Source organism: Streptomyces sp. MZ04, from assembly GCF_004684775.1.
In the GTDB taxonomy this organism is placed as follows: Bacteria; Actinomycetota; Actinomycetes; order Streptomycetales; family Streptomycetaceae; genus Streptomyces.
Genome location: NZ_SRIC01000059.1, coordinates 1 through 22,165, shown reverse-complemented (window position 1 = coordinate 22,165; position 22,165 = coordinate 1). Strand labels below are relative to the sequence as shown.

Annotated in this window: 22 protein-coding genes; 11 read left to right on the top strand and 11 right to left on the bottom strand. The window is 70.3% G+C overall.

Annotated features, from left to right (window positions below; genetic code table 11):
* Nucleotides 1–19: 19 nt before the first annotated feature.
* The 4 genes from E2651_RS15515 to E2651_RS15500 form a co-directional block, all read right to left on the bottom strand.
* Nucleotides 20–1,015: a CopD family protein gene (locus E2651_RS15515; RefSeq protein ID WP_245238854.1), complete on the bottom strand. Its 996-nt coding sequence runs from the start codon at nt 1,013–1,015 to the stop codon at nt 20–22.
* 147 nt (nt 1,016–1,162) lie between these two features.
* Nucleotides 1,163–2,605 (bottom strand): CoA transferase, encoded by a 1,443-nt coding sequence (locus E2651_RS15510; protein WP_245238851.1) that lies wholly within the window; start codon nt 2,603–2,605, stop codon nt 1,163–1,165.
* Between the two features lie 303 nt (nt 2,606–2,908).
* Nucleotides 2,909–4,495, bottom strand: a complete 1,587-nt coding sequence (locus E2651_RS15505) for a S8 family serine peptidase (protein WP_135331714.1) — start codon at nt 4,493–4,495, stop codon at nt 2,909–2,911.
* Between the two features lie 14 nt (nt 4,496–4,509).
* Nucleotides 4,510–6,051, bottom strand: a complete 1,542-nt coding sequence (locus E2651_RS15500) for a S8 family serine peptidase (RefSeq protein WP_135331713.1) — start codon at nt 6,049–6,051, stop codon at nt 4,510–4,512.
* A gap of 336 nt (nt 6,052–6,387) precedes the next feature.
* Between E2651_RS15500 and E2651_RS15495 the strand changes: the two genes are divergently transcribed.
* The 3 genes from E2651_RS15495 to moaA all read left to right on the top strand — a co-directional run bounded on the left by E2651_RS15495 (nt 6,388) and on the right by moaA (nt 9,563).
* Nucleotides 6,388–6,756, top strand: coding sequence for a DUF485 domain-containing protein (locus E2651_RS15495; protein ID WP_135331712.1), 369 nt, complete (start codon nt 6,388–6,390; stop codon nt 6,754–6,756).
* The gene (locus E2651_RS15490) at nt 6,753–8,384 is read left to right on the top strand and encodes a cation acetate symporter (RefSeq protein WP_135331711.1); all 1,632 of its coding nucleotides are present in this window, start codon (nt 6,753–6,755) and stop codon (nt 8,382–8,384) included. The genes E2651_RS15495 and E2651_RS15490 overlap by 4 nt, the downstream gene beginning before the upstream one ends.
* A gap of 180 nt (nt 8,385–8,564) precedes the next feature.
* Nucleotides 8,565–9,563 carry a GTP 3',8-cyclase MoaA gene (moaA, locus tag E2651_RS15485; protein WP_135331710.1) on the top strand — a complete coding sequence of 333 codons (999 nt, stop codon included), beginning with the start codon at nt 8,565–8,567 and terminating at the stop codon, nt 9,561–9,563.
* A 3-nt stretch (nt 9,564–9,566) separates the two neighbouring features.
* Here moaA and E2651_RS15480 read toward each other — a convergent pair whose 3' ends face one another.
* Together E2651_RS15480 and E2651_RS15475 are read right to left on the bottom strand one after the other, a co-directional pair.
* Nucleotides 9,567–9,782 (bottom strand): hypothetical protein, encoded by a 216-nt coding sequence (locus tag E2651_RS15480; protein WP_135331709.1) that lies wholly within the window; start codon nt 9,780–9,782, stop codon nt 9,567–9,569.
* Nucleotides 9,783–9,971: 189 nt separating this feature from the next.
* Entirely contained in the window at nt 9,972–10,361 is a 390-nt protein-coding gene (locus E2651_RS15475) for a DUF3099 domain-containing protein (RefSeq protein WP_135331708.1), read from the bottom strand.
* Between the two features lie 215 nt (nt 10,362–10,576).
* On the opposite strand from E2651_RS15475, the gene E2651_RS15470 reads away from it, so the two are divergent.
* A complete protein-coding gene (locus E2651_RS15470) occupies nt 10,577–10,852 on the top strand; it encodes a GlsB/YeaQ/YmgE family stress response membrane protein (RefSeq protein WP_135331707.1) in 276 nt (91 codons plus the stop codon).
* A gap of 76 nt (nt 10,853–10,928) precedes the next feature.
* Here E2651_RS15470 and tyrS read toward each other — a convergent pair whose 3' ends face one another.
* From tyrS to E2651_RS15455, 3 genes are read right to left on the bottom strand one after another with little or no spacing between them, the layout of a single operon-like run.
* On the bottom strand, nt 10,929–12,197 hold the full coding sequence (gene tyrS, locus E2651_RS15465) for a tyrosine--tRNA ligase (protein ID WP_135331706.1): 1,269 nt from the start codon (nt 12,195–12,197) through the stop codon (nt 10,929–10,931).
* A gap of 52 nt (nt 12,198–12,249) precedes the next feature.
* Nucleotides 12,250–13,662 (bottom strand): metallopeptidase TldD-related protein, encoded by a 1,413-nt coding sequence (locus E2651_RS15460; RefSeq protein WP_135331705.1) that lies wholly within the window; start codon nt 13,660–13,662, stop codon nt 12,250–12,252.
* Nucleotides 13,659–15,182, bottom strand: coding sequence for a TldD/PmbA family protein (locus E2651_RS15455; RefSeq protein ID WP_135331704.1), 1,524 nt, complete (start codon nt 15,180–15,182; stop codon nt 13,659–13,661). The genes E2651_RS15460 and E2651_RS15455 overlap by 4 nt, the downstream gene beginning before the upstream one ends.
* 187 nt (nt 15,183–15,369) lie before the next feature.
* On the opposite strand from E2651_RS15455, the gene fabG reads away from it, so the two are divergent.
* From fabG to E2651_RS15440, 3 genes are all read left to right on the top strand, one after another.
* Complete coding sequence (fabG, locus tag E2651_RS15450) at nt 15,370–16,089, top strand: 3-oxoacyl-[acyl-carrier-protein] reductase (protein ID WP_135331703.1); 720 nt, start codon at nt 15,370–15,372, stop codon at nt 16,087–16,089.
* A gap of 5 nt (nt 16,090–16,094) precedes the next feature.
* Nucleotides 16,095–16,862: an enoyl-ACP reductase FabI gene (gene fabI / locus E2651_RS15445; protein ID WP_135331702.1), complete on the top strand. Its 768-nt coding sequence runs from the start codon at nt 16,095–16,097 to the stop codon at nt 16,860–16,862.
* Between the two features lie 157 nt (nt 16,863–17,019).
* Entirely contained in the window at nt 17,020–17,355 is a 336-nt protein-coding gene (locus E2651_RS15440; protein WP_135331729.1) for a hypothetical protein, read from the top strand.
* A gap of 43 nt (nt 17,356–17,398) precedes the next feature.
* On the opposite strand, the gene E2651_RS15435 is transcribed toward E2651_RS15440, so the two are convergent.
* Complete coding sequence (locus E2651_RS15435) at nt 17,399–18,094, bottom strand: FadR/GntR family transcriptional regulator (protein ID WP_135331701.1); 696 nt, start codon at nt 18,092–18,094, stop codon at nt 17,399–17,401.
* A 108-nt stretch (nt 18,095–18,202) separates the two neighbouring features.
* Here E2651_RS15435 and E2651_RS15430 point away from each other — a divergent pair, with 108 nt between their 5' ends.
* The 4 genes from E2651_RS15430 (at nt 18,203) to E2651_RS15415 (ending at nt 20,714) form a co-directional block, all read left to right on the top strand.
* Nucleotides 18,203–19,534, top strand: coding sequence for a CynX/NimT family MFS transporter (locus E2651_RS15430; protein ID WP_209446159.1), 1,332 nt, complete (start codon nt 18,203–18,205; stop codon nt 19,532–19,534).
* Nucleotides 19,535–19,597: 63 nt separating this feature from the next.
* Nucleotides 19,598–19,714 (top strand): SGM_5486 family transporter-associated protein, encoded by a 117-nt coding sequence (locus tag E2651_RS45945; protein WP_107102012.1) that lies wholly within the window; start codon nt 19,598–19,600, stop codon nt 19,712–19,714.
* A gap of 168 nt (nt 19,715–19,882) precedes the next feature.
* Nucleotides 19,883–20,107, top strand: coding sequence for a hypothetical protein (locus tag E2651_RS15420; protein ID WP_135331727.1), 225 nt, complete (start codon nt 19,883–19,885; stop codon nt 20,105–20,107).
* 88 nt (nt 20,108–20,195) lie between these two features.
* A complete protein-coding gene (locus E2651_RS15415) occupies nt 20,196–20,714 on the top strand; it encodes a histidine phosphatase family protein (RefSeq protein ID WP_135331700.1) in 519 nt (172 codons plus the stop codon).
* Nucleotides 20,715–20,802: 88 nt separating this feature from the next.
* Here the strand turns inward: E2651_RS15415 and serB are convergent, their stop codons facing one another.
* Nucleotides 20,803–22,023 (bottom strand): phosphoserine phosphatase SerB, encoded by a 1,221-nt coding sequence (gene serB / locus E2651_RS15410; RefSeq protein ID WP_135331699.1) that lies wholly within the window; start codon nt 22,021–22,023, stop codon nt 20,803–20,805.
* Nucleotides 22,024–22,165 lie beyond the last annotated feature (142 nt).

The following is a 22,165-nucleotide window of genomic DNA, read 5'->3' as shown; positions in this document are numbered from 1 at the left end:
CCCCCGGTACCCCCGGCGCTCACCAGCGAATCGGCAGCGGCAGCGCGGTGAGCAGCGCCGACACGACCACGACGAGGCCGAGCGCGATGACCTCCCCGCGCGCGGGTGCGTACGCGGAGACGGGATCGGCGGCCTTGCGCAGCCGGGCGCGCGCGAGCAGCGCCAGTACGGCGACCGCCACCACCAGGAGCACCTTGGCGAGGAGCGTACGTCCGTAGGCCGTGTCCGTCAGCTGGTCGAGCACCGTGCTCGCGGGCATCCGGCGCAGCGTGCTGCACACCCCCGTCGCGGTGATCGCGGCGAGCAGGAAGGCCGCCACGCGCGCGTAGAGCCCAAGGAGCGCTCCGCCCTCCCGGGGAGCGGACGTCCGCCACAGCCGCAGCGTGCGCAGCACGTGCAGCAGACCGCCCGCCCACAGCACTCCGCAGGTCAGATGGATCAGCGTCAGGCCGGATCCGACCAGCGGGGTGTCCTCCACCGGAGGGTGCGCGCGCAGCGCCTCCGCGACGATCACCGCGGCCAGCGGAAGGGCGGCGGTCGACGGGCGGCGCGACCTCGAGCACAGCAGGGCCACGATGAAGGCGTTGACCTCCAGGAGGGCGAGCCTGCCGTCCCGCGTCTGATAGAGACCGCCGATATCCATGTCGGAGAGCTGATGCGGCACCAGATTGCCGGTGGCCACCACGGAGGCGAGCCCCAGCGTCGCGACGATGCCCGCGCCCGCCGCGTACGCCGCCCAGCTGCGCGGCGCACGGTCGAGCGGCGCCCCCGGCACCCGGCGGGCGAGCCGGGTCGCGTAGACCTCGCCCAACTGCACGCAGAGCGCGGCGAACATGACCGTCCGCAGGAACGTGATCCCCGCCGTGCCCGGCGCCTCGGCCTCCCCGGTGCCGTTCAGCGCGGCCGACGGGCCGAGCAGCGGGATCAGGGCGGCGACGGCCACCAGGACGAGCACGGCGACGGCACGCGCCGACGAGGGGCGGCCGCGCGGCGCACGGTGGGACGCACGGGGCACGGAGGCGGTCGTTTCGGCGGCTGCCTCGCCTCCGGGTTCGGCGGACGGTCGTATGGGACTCACCACAAGATCTTCACCAGATACCCCCTTAACGGGCAAGTCCTGGCAAACAACTGGTGGAATCCCATTCCGCCCGAGGGTGCCCCTTCACCGCCACTCGGGCGTATCGGCGCCCCAACGACCGGGCGGCCGCGACCAGTTGTCAGGACCGCCCGCGAAGGACACCGGCGACGGCGCGTACCGCAGCCGCCCCAGGGGACTGTCCGTCTCGGCCAGCCAGGGGGTGGGGTCGTACGTGGCGCTGTTGCCGTCCTCGCCGCCGAGAGCACCTCCGAGAGCACCTCCGAGAGCACCCCCGAGTGACGCCCCCATCAGCCACCCCGCCGTCTGCGCGAGCGCGAGGCGCACACTCCACGTGCCGCCGCCCGCCATCGCCTCGGTGAGCGAACGCAGGACGGCGGCCGCCAGGAGATGGCCCGTGCCGTGGTCCAGGGCCTGCGCGGGCAGCGCGCCCGGCCGCTCGGGTGACCCCTCGAGGGAGGCGATCCCCGATGCGACCTGCACCAGGCTGTCGAAGCCGCGCCGCCCGGCCCACGGCCCGTAGTCGCCCCACGCGGAAAGCCCCGCCACCACGATCCCGGGCCTGCGCTCGGCCAGCGCCCGAGGACCGAGCCCGAACCGGTCCAGGGCGCCGGGCCGGTAGCCGGTGACGACCACGTCGGCTTCCGCGAGCAGCTCGTCGAACGTACGCCGGTCCGCACGCGCCGCGAGGTCGAGCGCCGCCGACCGCTTCCCGAAGCCGGTGTCCGCGTGCTGGTCCGGGAGTTCGGGCAGCCGGGGCGAGTCGATCCGCAGCACGTCCGCGCCGAGCAGCGCGAGCGTGCGGGTCGCGACGGGGCCCGCGATGACCCGGGTGAGGTCGAGGACGCGGAGGCCGGAAGCGGGCAGCGAGGGGTCGCCGGTGAGCGCAGGAAGGGGCCGCGGGGGCCCCTCGCCGATCCGCGCACGGCTCAGCAGCGGCCGCTGGGCCACCGAGGCGCCCTGCGGGTGCTTCGCCCACTCCTCGGGCGTACGCAGCGCCACGGCGAGCCCCCCGGCGGCGTACACGGCGTCCTCCACGTCCACGGCGGTCCGTTCGGCGAGCCGGGCGGCCACCGCGTCCACGGAGTCGACCGCGTCCTCGGAGCCGACGGACAGCCCGAGCGCGGTGAGCAGCGCCGCCCGGTGGTGCGGATAGTTGGCGTGGGTCCGCACCCAGCCGCCGTCCCCGGTGCGCCAGAAGCCGGACAGGGGAGCGAAGGTGACGGGCTCGCGGCCGTCCACGAGCAGCCGCCGCTCGCTGGTGAACGCGGCGGCCACCGCCCCGTCGTCGACCCGGACCCGGGGCACGGCACGCCGGGTGCGCGCCGCCGTCAGTTCCGCCGCGGCGAGCGCGCAGGCGCCCACGCAGGCACGGGCCAGCTCACGGACGGGCAGCCGCGCGGGCAACGCCTCCGCGCGTACGACGGGTTCGACACGGGAGAGCAGCGCGGGATCGCCACCGAGCGCCGCCCAGGCCGCGCGCGTACCGGTCATCGGTGTGTGCGTCATGCATGCACTATGCCGGGTCCGACGCGGCCGACCACCACAGCCTGATGGACTTCTCCGGCTCCGACGGCCGCAGTTCCCATCCCTGCGCGGCAGCCGTCTTGAGGACGTAGTCGCCGCCCACGCCGCGCGCGGTAGTGGTCGGCGTCCCCTTCGAGCCGCAGCTCGGGCCAAGTCACGCACCAGGCAGGCATCTTGAGACGTTCCCTCATGCGGTCGGCCAGCCTGTTCAGGCTCGGTGGAACGAAATCCTCTCGCGAAGGGCCGGACGGTCTGCGACCGCCCGGCCCAACGCGACGGTGACCGCTACTTCCGGACGGCGTCCAGGGCGTCGATCAAGCCCACTCCGTAGAAGCCGTTCGCGTTCTTGCCGCCGACGCAGACCGCGTCGACCTTGCCGTCACCGTCGATGTCGTACGGATCGGTGCACGGCATGGCATCGGCCTCTCCGTAGAGCAGCGCCTTCACCTTCGCCGAAGACGCGTGCGGATGGGCCGACTTGATGAGCGCGGCGACACCCGCGGCGTGGGGTGACGCCATCGACGTACCCGCCTTGTAGCCGAACTTGCCGCCCGGCAGCGTCGACAGGATGCGCCCGTCGGTGGCCGGTGCGTCCGGTGTCTGGAACTTCGTCGAGTCGCCGCCGGGTGCGGCGATGTCGACGACGCCCTTGCCGTAGTTCGAGTACGAGGACTTGATGCCCTTGGCACCCGTGGCCGAGACGGTCACGACACCCGGAAGCTGCGACGGCAGGTCGAAGCAGTCCGCGGTCTTGATCGTCCTCTCCGTAGGCGTCGTGTCGTCCGGGCTGGAGTCGTCGACGATCTCGTCCCGCGCGAGGTCCGTCTTGGCGTTTCCGGCCGCCGCGACATTCACCGCGCCCTTGCGCTCCGCGTACCGGGTGGCCCGCCCGACGGCGTCGACCAGGGCCTTCTGGTCGTCGTCCGTCTTGCAGTTGAACAGCCACGGGTCGGTGTAGTAGCTGGAGTTGGTGACGTCGACGCCGTGATCGGCCGCCCACATGAAGCCGCAGACCACGGCCTCCGTGTAGTACATGCCGGTCGCCGGCTCGGCCACCTTCAGGCTCGCCACCTTCACGCCAGGAGCGACACCGGTGACTCCGGTGCCGTTCTTCGCGGCGGCGATCGTGCCCGCCACGTGCATGCCGTGGTCGCTCTCCTTTGCCACCGGACGCCACGCGTTGTCCTTCTGGACGGGCACGCCGCCCAGGCAGCTCGCGGACGCCTTCGCGTCGAAGTTCGGCGCGATGTCCGGGTGCGTGTCGTCCACGCCGGAGTCCAGGACGCCGACGGTCACTTCGGGGCTGCCGAGCGACTCCTTGTGGGCCTTGTCCGCCTTGATGGCGGGCAGGTCCCACTGGAGCGGCTCCAGCTCGTCCTGGCCCGCGCCGGCCTGCCCGGCGGCCTTCCCGGCCTCGGCGGCGGTCAGCGGCCGGTCGGCCTCGAGCGCGTCGTCGGACTGCGCGGACAGCGGCGCCGTCCGCGTGGCGCCCGCCGACTGGACGCCCTTGGCCTTGCGGATCTCCTTGGCGAAGTCCGCGTTCGACGAGTGGACGACGATGACGCCGATCTTGTCGTACGCGATGACGACGGTGCCGCCCGCCTTGGCGATGGCCTTCTTCACGTACGCCGATGTCTTGGCGGACGGTGAACTTCCGGGACCCGAGCGGACATTGACGACGTAGCTCATCGACGTGCCGTCCGCGAGGGTCGCGCCGAGGGCGTCGACGACGGACGACACCGGGCCGCCGGGCCGGGACGCGGCATCGGGCTGGGCCACCGCCGTCCCCGGCAGGAAGGCGACGGCCGAGGCCACCGCCATGCCCAGCGGCAGGGCGAGCACGCGGCGGGGGCGCGTGAAGGGTGCGGTCATGGTGTGCGAGCCCCTCACTTCTTCACGGCGTCGAGCGCGTCGACGATCCCGCTGCCGTAGAAGCCGTTCTTGTTCGTGTCGCCCTCGCAGACCGCGTCGACCTTGCCGTCACCGTCCGGGTCGTACGGCTCCGTCGGGCAGCCCGGGTTGTCGGCCTGCTTCTTAAGAAGCCGCTGCAATTCGGCGGGGCTCGCCTTGGGGTGCGTCGACTTCAGGAGCGCGGCGACGCCCGAGGCGTGCGGCGAGGCCATCGACGTGCCCTGCAGCCACCCGTACTCGCCGCCCGGCATCGTGGAGAGGATGCGGCCGTTCTTCGACGGGGTGTCGCCCGGGATCTGGTACTTGTCGCCGCCGGGGGCCGCGATGTCGATGACACCCTTGCCGTACGTGGAGTAGTACGACTTGAGGTTCTGCACGCCCGTCGCGCTGACCGTGACCACGCCCGGCAGCTGCGTCGGGACGTCGAAGCACTCGGAGGGGTCGATGGTGCGCGGCACCGGCGTCGAGTCGTCCGGGCTCGAGTCGTCCAGGATCTCGTCCGAGGCGAGGTCATGGTTGGAGTTGCCCGCAGACGCCAGGTTCAGGGTGCCCTTGCGCTGTGCGTACAGCTGGGCGCGGTTGACCGCGTCGACGATGGCCCGCTGGTCCGGGTCGTCCATGCAGTTGTAGAGCCACGGGTCCACGTAGTAGCTGTTGTTCGTGATCTCGATGCCCTTGTCGGCGGCGAACACGAAGGCGCAGACCACGCTCTCCGGGAAGAACAGCTCGCTGACCGGGTCGGCCACCTTGATGCCCGCGACCTTCACGCCGGGCGCGACACCCGCGACGCCCACGCCGTTGCGCGCGGCGGCGATCTCGCCGGCCACGTGCGTGCCGTGGTAGTGCTCCTTCTTCTCAGGACGCCAGGCGCCGGGCGAGGTGTCCGCCTTGCCGCCGACACAGCTCGCCGACTGCGAGGCCGAGAAGCTGGGCGCCAGGTCGGGGTGGGTGTCGTCGACTCCGGTGTCGATGACGCCGACGGTGACCTTGCCGCTGCCGGGGTTGATCTTCGCTGCCTTGTCGGCGCCTATCGCGCGCAGGTCCCACTGGTCGGCTTCCATCGGCTCGGCGTCCGGGCCGGCCTGCTGCTGAAGCGACTTGGCCTCGGCCTTCGACACGAAGGTCGGGGCGCCCTCCTCCGTGGTGCCCGCCGCCGTGAGGGGCGAGGTGCGCGTCGCGCCCGCCGACTGGACCCCCTTGACCTTGCGCATGTGCTTGCCGAACTCGGGGTTGGCCGAGTGGGCGACGATGACGCCGATCTTCTCGTAGGCGACGACGACGGTGCCGTCCGCCTTGGAGATCGCCTTCTTGACGTACTCGATCGTCCCGTGGTCCGGGCGGGTGTTGACGACGTACGCCAGCTTCGGGGCCTCGGCGTTCGCCGATGCGCCTGCGGTCGCGGGGGCGTCGGCGGGGACCGCCGTCGCGACGCCGGGCGCGAAGCCGACCGATGCGGCCAGCGCGATGCCGAGCGGCACGGTGAGCGCGGCGCGGCGTCTGGAGCGCAGATGAGCCATGGGATCTCCACATCATCCGGATACGTGAACTGCCCGGACACAGCAGGTGGTCGGGCAGGTACATGACGGGTAGTGCAGGGTGAAGCTATCCCCCGAACTCCCAGGCCAGCAACGGATTCTTGAAGAAATCGGGGAGTGTGGCCGGGTCGAGTCCGTCGTGGCGACGTTGAAAAGGAAACGGAAGCAACATCAACCCCCCTGTCGGATCACGTCCCGTGGCCTTAGCATCGCCATCCGTGGCTTACGTGATCCGCGTCACGCAGGAACAGATCGGATCATAGAGAGCCCATGGATCAGCTGTCCGTCCCCGCCGCACCCGCACCACGAGGAGACTCCGTGGCCACCGATGCACCGCCGCCTTCGAAGGGCGGCGCAGAACCCACTCCCCACGCCCCTTCCACGGAGGAGTTCATCCAGGAGCAGGAGAGCCAGGAGTTCGGTGAACTCCGCCATGCACACCGCTCCTTCGCCTTCCCGCTGACCATCGCGTTCATCGTCTGGTACCTGGCTTATGTGCTGCTCTCGAACTACGCGGGCGACTTCATGGGCACCCAGCTGTTCGGCAACATCAACGTCGCCCTGGTGCTCGGCCTCGCGCAGTTCCTGACCACGTTCCTCATCGCCTGGTGGTACTCCCGCCACGCGGCCACCAAGCTCGACCCCAAGGCCGAGGCGATCAAGTCCCGTATGGAGGGCGGCGCATGAGCCCCGCGCTGAACACCACTGTCCTGGCCGCGGGTGAGGCGAGCGAGCACCGGCCGCTGATCATCTCCCTGTTCGCGGTCTTCGTCGTGGCCACCCTGGTCATCACCGTCTGGGCAGGACGCCAGACCAAGAGCGCCGCCGACTTCTACGCGGGCGGCCGCCAGTTCACCGGTTTCCAGAACGGCCTCGCGGTTTCCGGCGACTACATGTCGGCCGCGTCCTTCCTCGGCATCGCGGGCGCGATCGCCCTCTTCGGGTACGACGGTTTCCTCTACTCCATCGGCTTCCTGGTCGCCTGGCTGGTGGCACTCCTCCTGGTCGCCGAACCGCTGCGCAACTCCGGGCGCTACACGATGGGCGACGTGCTCGCCTACCGGATGCGCCAGCGCCCGGTGCGCACGGCCGCGGGCACCTCCACGATCATCGTGTCGATCTTCTACCTGCTTGCGCAGATGGCGGGCGCGGGCGTCCTCGTCTCGCTGCTGCTCGGCATCACGTCCGACACGGGCAAGGTCGGGATCGTCGCCCTCGTCGGCGTACTGATGATCGTGTACGTCACCATCGGCGGTATGAAGGGCACCACCTGGGTGCAGATGGTCAAGGCCGTCCTGCTCATCGCGGGCACGCTGCTTCTGACCTTCCTGGTGCTGCTGAAGTTCGACTTCAACATCTCCGACCTGCTCGGATCGGCGGCCTCCAACAGCGGCCAGGGCACCAAGTTCCTCGAGCCGGGATTGAAGTACGGCGCGACGTCCACATCGAAGCTGGACTTCATCTCGCTCGGCATCGCCCTCGTCCTGGGCACCGCAGGACTGCCGCACATCCTGATCCGCTTCTACACGGTGCCGACCGCCAAGGCCGCGCGTAAGTCCGTGAACTGGGCGATCGGCATCATCGGCGCCTTCTACCTGATGACGATCGCGCTCGGCTTCGGCGCCGCCGCGCTCATCAAGCCGGCCGAGATCATCGAGTCCAACCCGGCAGGCAACACGGCGGCACCACTGCTCGCGCTCCATCTAGGGGGCGTCGACTCGTCCTGGGGCGCGATCCTGCTCGCCACGATCTCGGCGGTCGCCTTCGCCACCATCCTCGCGGTGGTCGCGGGCCTGACGCTGGCCTCGTCCTCGTCGTTCGCGCACGACATCTACGCCAACGTCATCAAGAAGGGCAACGCCACCGAGAAGCAGGAGATGAAGGCGGCCCGCTGGGCGACGGTCTTCATCGGCGTCGTCTCCATCGGACTCGGCGCGCTCGCCCGCGACCTGAACGTGGCAGGTCTGGTCGCGCTCGCCTTCGCGGTCGCCGCGTCCGCCAACCTGCCGACGATCCTCTACAGCCTCTTCTGGAAGAAGTTCACCACCCAGGGCGCGCTGTGGTCGATCTACGGCGGCCTCTTCACCGCGGTCTTCCTGGTGCTCTTCTCGCCGGTCGTCTCCGGCAACCCGAAGACCTCGATGTTCAAGGGCGTCGACTTCCACTGGTTCCCGCTGGAGAACCCGGGCCTCATCTCGATCCCCGTCGGCTTCCTGCTCGGCTGGCTCGGCACGGTCCTGTCGAAGGAGGAGCCCGACAAGGGCAAGTACGCGGAGCTGGAGGTGCGGTCCCTCACCGGCACCGGGGCCCACTGATTTCCTCCGATTCCACCTGAACACGCAGCTCAGCGGCCGCGTCGTAGATCGTCTGGTAGATCTCTACGACGCGGCCGTGCCGCTCCTCGTGGGATCGGGCCCCCATCGATGTCAGTCATGTCACGTAGGCTCGTCCCTATCTGAACCGACTGGCTGAACAGGATCAGGGAGGGGGCCCACGTGCTCATCGACACTTACGGCCGAGTGGCCACCGATCTGCGGGTTTCGCTGACCGACAAGTGCAATCTGCGCTGCACGTACTGCATGCCCGAAGAGGGCCTGCAGTGGCTGTCCAAGTCCGAGCTCCTCTCCGACGACGAGATCGTCCGCCTCGTCCGCATCGCCGTGACGCAGCTCGGCATCAAGGAGATCCGCTTCACCGGCGGCGAGCCCCTGCTGCGCCCCGGCCTCGTCGGCATCGTCGAGCGCTGCGCCCAGCTGGAGCCGCGCCCCAAGATGTCCCTGACGACGAACGGCATCGGTCTCAAGCGCACCGCGAAGGCCCTCAAGGCCGCGGGCCTCGACCGGGTCAACGTCTCACTCGACACGCTGCGCCCCGACGTCTTCAAGACCCTCACCCGCCGTGACCGGCACAAGGACGTCCTCGAAGGACTCGAGGCCGCGCGCGACGCGGGCCTCACCCCGGTCAAGGTCAACACGGTCCTGATGCCGGGCCTGAACGACGACGAGGCCCCGGACCTGCTGGCCTGGGCCGTCGAGAACGACTACGAACTGCGCTTCATCGAGCAGATGCCCCTCGACGCCCAGCACGGCTGGAAGCGCGACGGCATGATCACCGCGGGTGACATCCTGCAGTCGCTGCGTACGCGCTTCGAGCTCACCGACGAGGGCTCCGGCGAGCGCGGCTCGGCGCCCGCCGAGCGCTGGATCGTGGACGGCGGCCCGCATCGCGTCGGCGTCATCGCCTCCGTCACCCGGCCCTTCTGCTCGGCCTGCGACCGCACGCGGCTGACGGCCGACGGCCAGGTCCGCACCTGCCTGTTCGCCACCGAGGAGACGGACCTGCGGGCGGCCCTGCGCTCCGAGGACGAGGACGGCTCGGACGAGAACATCGCCCGCATATGGAAGCTCGCCATGTGGGGCAAGAAGGCCGGCTCGGGCCTCGACGACCCGACGTTCCTGCAGCCCGACCGCCCGATGTCGGCGATCGGCGGCTAGCCGCTAGCCCTCCCGCGCTTCCCACTCGGTCAGCGTGACGACGTCCTTCAACATGCCGCGTACGTCGAGGAATTGGGAGAGGTGCTCACGGTGCTCGTCACACGCGAGCCAGGTCTTGCGACGCTCCGGCGTGTGGATCTTCGGGTTGTTCCAGGCGAGCACCCAGACCGCGTCGGCGCGGCAGCCCTTGGCGGAACAGATCGGTGTTTCGTCGCTCACAGGTAACGTCCAAGTGCGTTCAAAACAAGGCGACGCCGAGCAGCCACGGGGGGAGCTGCCCGGCGTCGGTCTGTCGCTCCGACGGGGGATGCGGAGCGCGTACGAAGTATGTCACGGGGGACCCGGTGCCTGGCACCGGAACTACATGATTGATCTGAGCTTTTCTTGAGCTTGGCGCAACGTCGACGGTCAGTTCTGATCGCCCGAAGGGGCGTTGGACTCGCCGGGCACGGGCCCCGTTCCGGCCTCCGGGATGGGTTCCGCGGGCTCGGTCCGGGCGGCCGGCGGAGCGATCATCGGCCGTGACGGTGCCGGTACGAAGGTGGACGGCAGCGAGGGCGCGTTCTCCCGGCCGGCATTGGCGATCACGACGGAGATGTACGGGAGGAGGATCCCGAGCACCAGAGCAACGAATGCGACATGCCGCTCGACGTTCCACAGGACGGCGGCGGCAATGACCGAAAGCGTACGGACCGACATCGAGATCACGTAGCGTCGCTGCCTGCCGCGCACGTCCTCCGCGAGGCCCTGCCGGGCCCCGGTGATCCGGAAGACCTGGGCGCCGCTCTGCTTCCGCATCACATTCCACCGCCTGCTCACAAGACGCCGGGCTCTCCCCGGCCCGGACCCGTTCCACGTTACGCCGGGGCTGCGCAGCCTACGAGACCGGGGCCCGTCCCTTCTCGGCGTACTTCCTGCGACATGCCACGTATGGGGGTGCCCGACATGCGCCGTATGGCGGACAGGCCGACACTGACCGTAACGCTCATGTCGAGCCGTATGAGGAGGCAGCTATGGGCTGGTTGTGGGCCATCATCGTGGGGTTCGTGCTGGGGCTGATCGCCAAGGCGATCCTGCCCGGCAAACAGCACAGCCCGCTCTGGCTGACCACGATCTTCGGCATCATCGGCGCGATCATCGGCAACTCGCTCGCCGCCGGGTTCGGCATCGACGAGACCAGAGGCATCGACTGGGGTCGGCACGCCCTGCAGCTGGGGGCAGCGCTGGTCGTCGTGGGCCTCGGTGACATGGCGTACAAGATGATCAAGGGAAACAAACAGACGGCGTAGGTTCCCTGCCCCGCCGCACGCCGAAGGGGCGGGTCCACGCGGACCCGCCCCTTCGACGTGCGTACGGATCGGCGGGTCAGCCCGCCGTGACCTCGACCGCAGCCAGGTTCTTCTTGCCCCGGCGGAGCACCAGCCAGCGACCGTGCAGGAGTTCGTCGCGGGACGCCACGGCGTCCTCGGCGGCGACCTTCGCGTTGTTCACGTAGGCACCGCCCTCCTTGACCGTGCGCCGGGCCGCGGACTTGCTCGCCACCAGGCCGACCTCCGCGAACAGGTCCACGACCGGGCCGAGCTCGGCGACCTGGATGTGCGGCAGCTCGGAGAGCGCCGCGGCCAGCGTCGCCTCGTCCAGCTCGGCGAGATCGCCCTGGCCGAAGAGCGCCTTGGACGCGGCGATGACCGCGGCGCACTGGTCGGCGCCGTGCACCAGCGTCGTCAGTTCCTCGGCGAGCGCGCGCTGCGCGGCACGCGCCTGCGGACGCTCCTCGGTCTGCCTCTCGATCTCCTCGAGCTCCTCGCGGGACTTGAAGGACAGGATCCGCATGTACGTCGAGATGTCCCGGTCGTCCACGTTCAGCCAGAACTGGTAGAACGCGTACGGCGTGGTCATCTCCGGGTCGAGCCAGACGGCGCCGCCCTCGGTCTTGCCGAACTTGGTGCCGTCCGCCTTGACCATCAGCGGCGTCGCGAGCGCGTGCACCGTGGCGTCCGGCTCCACGCGGTGGATCAGGTCGATGCCGGCCGTGAGGTTGCCCCACTGGTCGGATCCGCCCTGCTGGAGCGTGCAGCCGTAGCGCCGGTAGAGCTCGAGGAAGTCCATGCCCTGCAGGAGCTGGTAGCTGAACTCCGTGTAGGAGATGCCCTCCTGGGACTCCAGGCGGCGGGCCACGGAGTCCTTGGTGAGCATCTTGTTCACCCGGAAGTGCTTGCCGATGTCCCGCAGGAACTCGATCGCGGAGAGGCCCGCGGTCCAGTCCAGGTTGTTGACCATCGTCGCGGCGTTCTCGCCCTCGAAGGACAGGAACGGCTCGATCTGGGTGCGCAGCCTGCCCACCCAGTTCGCGACCGTCTCCGGGTCGTTCAGGGTGCGCTCGGCGGTCGGCCGGGGGTCACCGATCTGACCCGTCGCGCCGCCCACCAGGGCCAGCGGACGGTGGCCCGCCTGCTGGAGCCTGCGGACGGTGAGGACCTGCACGAGGTGGCCCACGTGCAGGCTCGCCGCGGTCGGGTCGAAGCCGCAATAGAACGTGACGGGACCGTCCGCGAGCGACTTGCGCAGTGCATCTTCGTCAGTGGACAGGGAGAAGAGTCCCCGCCACTTCAGCTCGTCGACGATGTCCGTCACGGTCCTGTGTCTCCTTGAAAGGTTCGAATGGTTACGCGTCAGTCTATGGGCGTCACACGCCCTGGCTGACCGAGCTCATGTTGAAGTCGGGGATGCGCAGCGCGGGCATCGCGGCCCGAGTGAACCAGTCGCCCCACTCCCTCGGCAGCGTCTTTTCCGTGCGCCCGGCCTCGGCGGCCCGGAGGAGCAGGTCGACCGGCGACTCGTTGAAGCGGAAGTTGTTCACCTCGCCCACGACCTCGCCGTTCTCGACGAGATAGACGCCGTCCCTGGTGAGCCCGGTGAGCAGCAGCGTCGCCGGGTCGACCTCGCGGATGTACCAGAGGCAGGTGAGCAGCAGGCCCCGCTCGGTGCTCGCGACCATCTCCTGCAGGGAGCGCTCGGAGCCGCCGTCGAGGACGAGATTGTCGATGGCCGGGGCGACCGGAAGGCCGGTCAGGGCGGCGCTGTGCCGGGTGCTCGTCAGATGCGTGAGCTCGCCCGCGCGCACCCAGTCGGTGGCGGCCAGCGGAAGCCCGTTGTCGAAGACCGACGAGTCGCCGCCGGACGCGTGCGCGAGCACGAACGGGGCGGACTCCAGGCCCGGCTCGTTCGGGTCGCTGCGCAGGGTCAGCGGCAGCTCGGCGAGCCGGTCGCCGACGCGGGTGCCGCCGCCCGGCTTGGAGAACACCGTGCGGCCCTCGGCCGCGTCCCGTGCCGATGCCGACCACAGCTGGTAGATCAGCAGGTCGGCGACGGCGGTCGGCGGAAGCAGCGTCTCGTACCGGCCCGCCGGCAGATCGATACGCCGCCGGGCCCAGCCCAGGCGCTGCGCGAGCTCCGCGTCGAGCGCCGCCGGATCGACGTCCTTGAAGTCCCGGGTGGCCCGCCCGGCCCACGCCGACTTCGTCCGGTCCGGGCTCTTCGCGTTGAGTTCCAGGGTCCCGTTGGGCTGATCGTGCCGCAGCCGGAGCCCCGTCGACGTACCGAGATAGCTCGATACGAGCTCGTGGTTGGCGAAGCCGTACAGCTCACGCCCGCCCGCGCGGGCCCGTGCGAAGGCCTCGCCGAGCGCCGGGGCGAAGTCGGCGAAGACCGCGGACGAGGTCTCGGCGGGGGCGTCCCTGAAGTCCGCGGACTCCTCGCCCCCGCTCACCAGCGGCTGCGCGTCCTCGGCGGGACCGGCCCCGCGCGCGGCATGCTCGGCGGCGCGCACCAGCGGCTCGAGATCGTCAGCGGTCACGGCCGAGCGCGAGACGACTCCCGACGCGGTGCCCTCCTTGCCGTCGACGGTCGCGATGACGGTGAGGGTGCGGCCGCGGGTGACGCCGTTGGTGGTCAGGGCGTTGCCGGCCCAGCGCAGATTCGCCGTCGACCCCTCGTCGGCGATCACGACGCAGCCGTCGGCGGTGGACAGTTCGAGGGCACGCTCGACGATCTCGTGCGGCTTGTTCGTACCGTTCGTACGGTTCGTACGAGAGGTCATCGACCCGCCTCCTGCGTGGTGTTGAGAATGTTCACGCCCCGGAACAGGGCCGATGGGCAGCCGTGCGAGACGGACGCGACCTGGCCCGGCTGGGCCTTGCCGCAGTTGAAGGCGCCACCGAGGACATACGTCTGCGGACCGCCGACCGCCGCCATCGAACCCCAGAAGTCGGTGGTCGTCGCCTGGTACGCGACATCGCGCAACTGGCCGGTGATGCGGCCGTTCTCGATGCGATAGAAGCGTTGCCCCGTGAACTGGAAGTTGTACCTCTGCATGTCGATCGACCAGGAACGGTCACCGACGACGTAAATGCCCCGGTCGACACCCGCGATGAGGTCCTCCGTCGAGAGCCCGCCCGGATCCGGCTGCAGCGACACGTTCGCCATCCGCTGCACCGGGACGTGCCCGGGGGAGTCCGCGTACGCGCAGCCGTTGGAGCGCTCGAAGCCGGTGAGCTTCGCGATCCGGCGGTCCAGCTGGTAGCCCACCAGCGTGCCGTCCTTCACCAGGTCCCAGGACTGCGCGGCCACGCCCTCGTCGTCGTACCCGATGGTCGCCAGGCCGTGCTCGGCGGTCCTGTCGCCCGTCACGTTCATCAGCGACGAGCCGTAGGCGAGCTTGCCGAGCTGGTCGAAGGTGGCGAAGGAGGTGCCCGCGTACGCCGCTTCGTAGCCGAGCGCGCGGTCCAGCTCGGTGGCGTGCCCGATGGACTCGTGGATCGTCAGCCAGAGGTTCGAGGGGTCGACGATCAGGTCGTACGAGCCGGCCTGCACGCTCGGCGCCCGCATCTTCTCGGCGAGGTGCTCCGGGATGCGGGCCAGCTCCGCGTCCCAGTCCCAGCCGGTCCCGGTCAGGTACTCCCAGCCGCGGCCGGCCGGCGGCGCGATCGTCCGCATCGAGTCGAACTCGCCGCTCGTCTCGTCGACCGCGACCGCGGTGAGCTGCGGGTGAAGGCGCACCCGCTGCTGCGTGGTGACCGTCCCCGCCGTGTCCGCGTAGAACTTGTTCTCGTGCACCGTGAGCAGCGAGGTGTCGACGTGCGAGACCCCGTCGGCGGCGAGCAGCCGGGAGCTCCACTCGGCGAGCAGCCCGCTCTTCTCCTCGTCCGGCACGGAGAAGGGGTCGATCTCGTACGAGGAGACCCAGGTCTTGTCCGCGTGCACGGGCTCACCCGCGAGCTCCACGCGCTCGTCGGAGCCCGCCGCCTTGATCACCTGTGCCGACAGCTTCGCCATCGCCACGGCCTGGGACGCGACCTTCGCCGCCGCGTCCATCGTCAGATCGACGCCCGATGCGAACCCCCAGGTCCCGCCGTGCACCACGCGGACCGCGTAACCGAGGTCCGTGGTGTCCGAAGAGCCGGACGGCTTGGCGTCCCGCAGCCGCCAGGACGCGCTGCGCACCCGCTCGAGGCGGAAGTCCGCGTGGTCGGCGCCCAGGGCACGCGCGCGGGCCAGCGCGGCGTCCGCCAGGGCCCGCAGCGGCAGCGCCGTGAAGGCTGCATCGATGGAATGAGGCACGGAAAGTCTCCCTGCTGTCGGCACCGGTCAGGTCAGATCATGTCGCGCGCAAGTGCCCGCGGGCCACACTTTTCTGTAGGGATCCGACAGTGAGTCCGGTACGCCACTGTCGGTCGTCGATTCTCCGTACGGAGCACCGTACCGATAGGTTTTCGAGGTACCAGACAGCTATCGAAAGGGTGATCCGTTGAGCCGCTCGGTTCTCGTCACCGGAGGAAACCGGGGCATCGGCCTCGCCATCGCCCGCGCTTTCGCCGACGGCGGCGACAAGGTCGCGATCACCTGCCGCTCGGGTGAGCCGCCACAGGCCCTCGCGGAGCTCGGTGTGCTCGCCGTCAAGTGCGACATCACCGACGCGGAGCAGGTGGAGCAGGCCTACAAGGAGATCGAGGAGAAGCACGGTCCGGTGGAGGTCCTGGTCGCCAATGCCGGGATCACCAAGGACCAGCTCCTCATGCGCATGTCCGAGGAGGACTTCACGTCCGTCCTCGACACCAACCTCACCGGCACCTTCCGTGTCGTGAAGCGTGCCAACCGCGGCATGCTGCGCGCCAAGAAGGGCCGTGTCGTGCTGATCTCCTCGGTCGTCGGCCTGATGGGCGGCCCCGGACAGGCGAACTACGCCGCCTCCAAGGCCGGCCTGGTCGGCTTCGCGCGCTCGCTCGCCCGTGAGCTCGGGTCACGCAATCTCACTTTCAACGTCGTGGCGCCCGGGTTTGTCGACACCGACATGACCAAGGCGCTGTCGGACGAGCAGCGCGCGAGCATCATGGCGCAGGTGCCGCTCGGCCGTTACGCGCAGCCCGAGGAAGTCGCCGCCGCGGTGAAGTTCCTCGCCTCGGACGACGCCTCGTACATCACTGGAGCCGTCATCCCCGTTGACGGCGGATTGGGCATGGGTCACTGATCACCATGAGCGGAATTCTCGACGGCAAGAAGATCCTGATCACGGGCGTCCTGATGGAGTCCTCCATCGCGTTCCACGCGGCCAAGGTCGCGCAGGAGCAGGGCGCCGAGGTCATCCTCACTGCCTTCCCGCGGCCCACGCTCACCGAGCGCATCGCCAAGAAGCTGCCCAAGCCGGCCAAGGTCATCGAGCTCGACGTGACCAACCAGGAGCACCTGGACCGCCTCGCGGGCATCGTGAAGGAGGAGCTCGGCGGCCTCGACGGCGTCGTCCACTCCATCGGCTTCGCGCCGCAGGACGCGCTCGGCGGCAACTTCCTCAACACCCCCTTCGAGTCGGTCGCCACCGCCATGCACGTCTCGGCGTTCTCGCTGAAGTCGCTGACCATGGCCTGCCGCCCGCTGATGAGCGACGGCGGCTCGGTCGTCGGCCTCACCTTCGACGCGCAGTTCGCCTGGCCGCAGTACGACTGGATGGGCCCGGCCAAGGCCGCCCTGGAGGCCACCTCGCGCTACCTCGGGCGTGACCTCGGCAAGGACAACATCCGCTGCAACCTCATCTCGGCGGGCCCGCTCGCCTCGATGGCCGCGAAGTCCATCCCGGGCTTCACGGAGCTGGCCGACGTGTGGAACACCCGTTCCCCGCTGGCGTGGGACATGGCCGACCCGGAGCCCGCGGGCCGCGGCATCGTCGCGCTGCTCTCGGACTTCTTCCCGAAGACGACGGGCGAGATCATCCACGTCGACGGCGGCGTGCACATGATGGGCGCCTGACCTTCTGACCAGGTCTTTCGTGCGCTTCTTCCGTACGTTGTCGACGCCCCGTCCCCCGCAGTGCGCGGGAGGCGGGGCGTCGCCCGTTCGGCCCACCGGCCAGGCGGCGGCAAGAGGGAGCGGCGCACCCTGAGGTGTGCGCCCGTCATCTCCCGCGGTGCTCGCCGCTCTCACCCTGCTGATCGCCCTGCCGTACGGCGCCGCGTCGCATGCCGTCGGAGAGGCGAAACGCACCCACGCGCGCGTGGCGGCGGCCGAACCCAGGCCGTTCGGCGCGGAGTGCCGCACCGGCGTCGAGGGCTCGCAGGCCGTCGCGTACTGCCACAACCCGTACCCCGAGACCGACCGGATCCGGCTGCACGTGGAGTGCGACCGGTGGTGGGACATCGACAGCGACGGTGTCCTGGTCGAGGCGGGGCCCGCCATGACCGTGCGGCTCACCGGGCGGTGCTGGAAGGAGATCCGGTCGGTCTGGGTCAGCCATCAGAGGTAAGGGTCAGCCGCCAGAGGTGGTGGGCATGGGCCAGAGGTGAGGGTCAGGCGGGATCGTTGGGGGGCCGCAGCCGCTCCGGGCGGCACATGAACGGGTAGCCGGCGGCCTCCTTCGCCGCGGCCTCCTCGTCGCGCTCGCGGATCGCCTCGACGAGCCGGGCGTGGTCCATGTGGCTCTCGGGGGTCAGCTCCTTGCCGATGTCCTCGCGCAGCCAGTCCCGCAGGACCTCGCCCAGGTCCGCGTACATCGCCATCATCACGTCGTTGTGGGAGGCGGCCACGACGGCCAGGTGGAAGGTCGCGTCGGCCGTCACGAACACCTCCGCGTCGCCGGACGCCCAGGCCTCCTCGCGGCGCTCAAGCAGGGTGTCGAGCTGCTTGAGGTCGCGCTCCGTACGCCGCTGCGCGGCCAGCTTCGCCGCGCTCGACTCCAGGGTGCTGCGCAGCTCCGCGATGTGCCGGGGCTCGGCGTCGGCGAACCTGCGCTGCATGACGCCCGCGAGCTCGCTCGTCGCGACCACGTAGGTGCCCGAGCCCTGCCGGATGTCGAGGAGGCCGTTGTGCGCGAGGGCGCGGACGGCCTCCCGGACGGTGTTGCGGGCCACGCCCAGCTGCTCGACCAGTTCGGGCTCGGTGGGGATGCGGGAGCCCACCGGCCACTCTCCCGAGGAGATCTGGTTGCGCAGCTCGGCGATGACCTGCTCGGAGAGCGCTGAGCGGCGAGGGGTGGTCAGCGGCATGACGTTCCTTCGTGCGCGGGATGACGGGTGGGCCGGGGGCTGACACTACGGGTGCTGTGACGGAATCGGATTGGACAACCAATCATCCCATGATTCTATGATGGCCTCATGGCTAGTGAGGAATCCACGACGATGACACCTGCGCCGACCCGGCCGCAGGCACCGGCACGCACCCATGCGGCAGACGGGACGGCGGAGAAAAAGCCCCCCACGCGCGCGTGGGCGACGCGTCTGGTCATCGTCGGCATCATCCTCGCCGCGCTCAACCTCCGCCCGGCCATCACCAGCCTCGGCTCCCTCATGGAAGAGGTGCGCGTCGGGCTCGGCATGAGCGGCACGCTCGCCGGCCTGCTCACCTCCGTCCCGCCGCTCTGCTTCGCGATCTTCGGAGTCATGGCCCCGCGCCTCGCCCGCCGCTTCGGCCCCAGTGCGGTGGTGTGCGCGGGCATGGCCGCGATCGCCACGGGCCTGGCGATCCGCCCGTTCCTGGGCGGCACCGTCGGCTTCCTCGCCGCGAGCGCGCTCGCCCTCATGGGCATCGCGGTCAGCAACGTCCTGATGCCGGTGATCGTCAAGCGCTGGTTCCCCGAGAAGGTCGGCTCGATGACCGGCCTGTACTCGATGGCACTCGCACTCGGTACGTCGACGGCGGCCGCCGTCACGGTGCCCATGACCGATGCGCTGGGCGGCAATTGGCGGACCGGGCTCGCCGTGTGGGCGGTGCTCGCGGTCGTCGCCGTCGTGCCGTGGGTGCCGCTCGTGCGCGACCGGGGCGCGGGCTCCCCCGCTTCCGCGGTCGCTGCCTCCGCCGGGCACGTTCCGGCAGCGGTGCGGCGCGAGGACGCCGACCTTCGCATCACCCGTAGCCGTACGGCATGGGCGCTCGCCTGCTTCTTCGGACTCCAGGCCACCGCCGCGTACATCACGATGGGCTGGATGCCGCAGATCTTCCGTGACGCGGGCGTTCCGGCCGGGGAGGCGGGCGTGCTGCTCGCCGTCACCATGGCGATGGGCGTGCCGCTGGCCTTCGTCATCCCGCGGGTCGCGACCCGGCTGCCCCATCAGGGTCCCGTGGTGATGGTCCTCGGCGCGTGCGGTCTCGCCGGGTACGCCGGTCTCTACCTCGCCCCGGCGGGCGGCGCATGGGTCTGGGCGCTGCTGCTAGGCGTCTCCAACTGCTCCTTCCCGCTGGCCCTGACGATGGTCGGGATGCGGGCCAAGAGCGGCGCGGGCGTCGCCAAGCTCTCCGCCTTCGCCCAGAGCACGGGCTATCTGATCTCCATCCCGGGCCCGATCCTGGTGGGCGTCCTCTACCAGCACAGCGGCGGCTGGGAGCTGCCGATCGTGCTGATGGCCGCCCTGATGGTGCCCCAGATCGTGGTGGGCGTCCTGGCGGGCCGCAACCGCACGGTCGAGGACGAGGTCGCCGCGGCGGCCTGATCCGGAGGGGGGTGGTGCGACCCCGGCGGCGTGCGGCCGGACAAAGGGTGCGAGACTGTTCGTATGCCAGTGCTTGACCCGAACCCCCAGAACGGCCAGAAGAAGCTGCTCATCGTGCTCGGCGCGATGCTGGCCATCACCGTGATCATCGGGATCGTCGCCTCCGTCGCCTCGCCGTGAACTGCCCCCGGCGGGGCGGATGGTGGGGCTAGCACCACCATCCCCTAGGGGGTCAGTGTCAGGGTCAAGTGGGTGGATCACCGGATGTGCTGAGGGTCGCCGAGACCGTAGTTTCGAGATGTGGCCGCGAAGACGCGGCACGGAGCACTCGAAGACCACGGAGGCGGCATGTCGGCCCGCTCGCACACCCGGCGCGACCTGGGAGCCCCCAAGGACTCAGCGAGCGTGGAGATCCAGCTTCCCTGGTGGGCCGTCGCCCTCCCGGCCATCGCCTTCGCGGCACTGCTCCTGCTGATACTGAACCCGGCCGACGCGCACGCGGCGAGCGGCGACCCGGTGGTCACCCATCTGCTCGAACGCGTCCAGGAGACGGTCTTCGGCGCGACGTCGTGACCCGCTCCCGGCGGGCGCCGTCACCCGTGCCGGGGCGGCGCGTCAACTCCCAGCGCCCGGCCGCGCGTTTCATGCGAAGCTGGGACGCATGAGCGTCGCAGAACCCCGCAGGATTGTCCTTTTCCGGCATGCGAAGGCCGACTGGCCGCAGGTGTCCGACCACGAGCGGCCGCTCGCGGAGCGAGGCCGCAAGGATGCCCCCGTCGCCGGGCGCAAGCTCGCCGACAGCGGCATCACCTTCGATCGGGCCCTCTGCTCGACAGCCGCCAGGACCCGCGAGACATGGAAGCTCGCCGTCCATGAGCTGCCGCACAGGCCCAAGACCGTCTATGAGGAGCGGCTGTACGAAGCCTCTCCGGGCGAGCTGATCGCCGTGCTCAACGAAACCCCGGACGACGCGCAGAACGTCGTCCTGATCGGCCACAACCCCGGGGTCCAGGGCCTCGCCGACATCCTCGCCGGGGATGCCGAGGGCGACGCCCGGGTGCGGATGAACCGCCGCGGCTTCCCGACGTCGGCCTTCGCCGTCCTGACGTACTCCGGCTCGTGGAAGGCCCTGGAGCCGGGGGCCGGCACGCTGGTCGACTACTGGGCGCCTTCCGCGTGACCCTCGTTCTCCGTACGACGAAGGGCCCGGTACCGCAGCGGTAACGGGCCCTCGTCATGTGACGCGGCAGGAAGGTGTGCCCGCGCCGTCAGTCGGTGTGCGTGTCCGCCGCCTCCACCTCTTCGCGGGTGACGCCGAGGAGGTAGAGCACGGTGTCGAGGAAGGGCACGTTGACCGCGGTGTGCGCGGCCTCGCGGACGACGGGCTTGGCATTGAAGGCGACGCCGAGACCGGCCGCGTTCAGCATGTCGAGGTCGTTGGCGCCGTCGCCGATCGCGACGGTCTGCTCCAGCGGCACCCCGGCCTCCGTGGCGAAGCGGCGCAGGAGGCGGGCCTTGCCCGCGCGGTCCACGATCTCCCCGGTCACCTTGCCGGTGAGCTTGCCGTCGACGATCTCCAGGGTGTTGGCCTGGGCGAAGTCGAGGCCGAGACGTTCCTTCAGATCATCCGTGACTTGGGTGAACCCGCCCGATACGACGCCCACTTGGTAGCCGAGGCGCTTGAGCGTGCGGATGAGGGTGCGGGCGCCGGGGGTGAGGCGGACCTCGGAGCGGACCTTGTCGACGACCGAGGCGTCGAGTCCCGCGAGGAGTTCCACGCGGGCGTGCAGCGACTGCTCGAAGTCCAGTTCGCCGCGCATCGCGGCCGCGGTGACCTCGGCGACCTTGTCCTCGCAGCCCGCGTGCGCCGCGAAGAGCTCGATCACCTCGTCCTGGATGAGCGTCGAGTCGACGTCCATCACGACGAGCCGCTGGGCGCGGCGGTGCAGGCCCGCCGCCACGACGGCGACGTCCACGCCGAGCTTCGCCGCCTCAAGGGCGAGGGCGGTGCGCAGCGGCTCGGTCTCCGTGCCGGAGACGGCGAACTCGACTGCGGTGACCGGGTACTTGGCGAGCCGGAAGATGCGGTCGATGTTGCCGCCGGTCGCGGTGATGCTTGCGGCGATGGCGGCGGTCGACTCGGCGGTGAGGGGGTGCCCGAGCACGGTGACGTGGGAACGGCCGAGGCCACGCGGGCGGTTGTCGCCGATGCCCGAGATGATCTCGGCCTGCATCTTCAGGGACCCGGCCCAGCTGTGCACGGTGGACCGCAGGTCGCCCTCCAGGCCGGGCGGCGGCTCGGTCACCAGCGCGCACAGCACGATGCGGCCGCGGGTGACGACCTGCTCGATGTCGACCACGTCGACGGAGTAGGCGGCGAGGGTGTCGAAGAGGCCGGCGGTGATGCCAGGGCGGTCCTTGCCGAAGATCTTGACGAGGAGCGTCGGGGTGTCGGCGGGGGAGGTCTCTTGGGGCTGCGAAGCGCTCATGGTGTTCCCACCGTATCCGCAGGCCGCGGCTGGCTGCGGGGGTGGTCCGAGTGCCGGACGTTCCGGCTGCGGGTGGGCGGGGTTTCCTGTCCCGCCGCCGGACGTTCCGGCTGCGGGTGTGGGGGGCTTTCTGTCCCGCCGC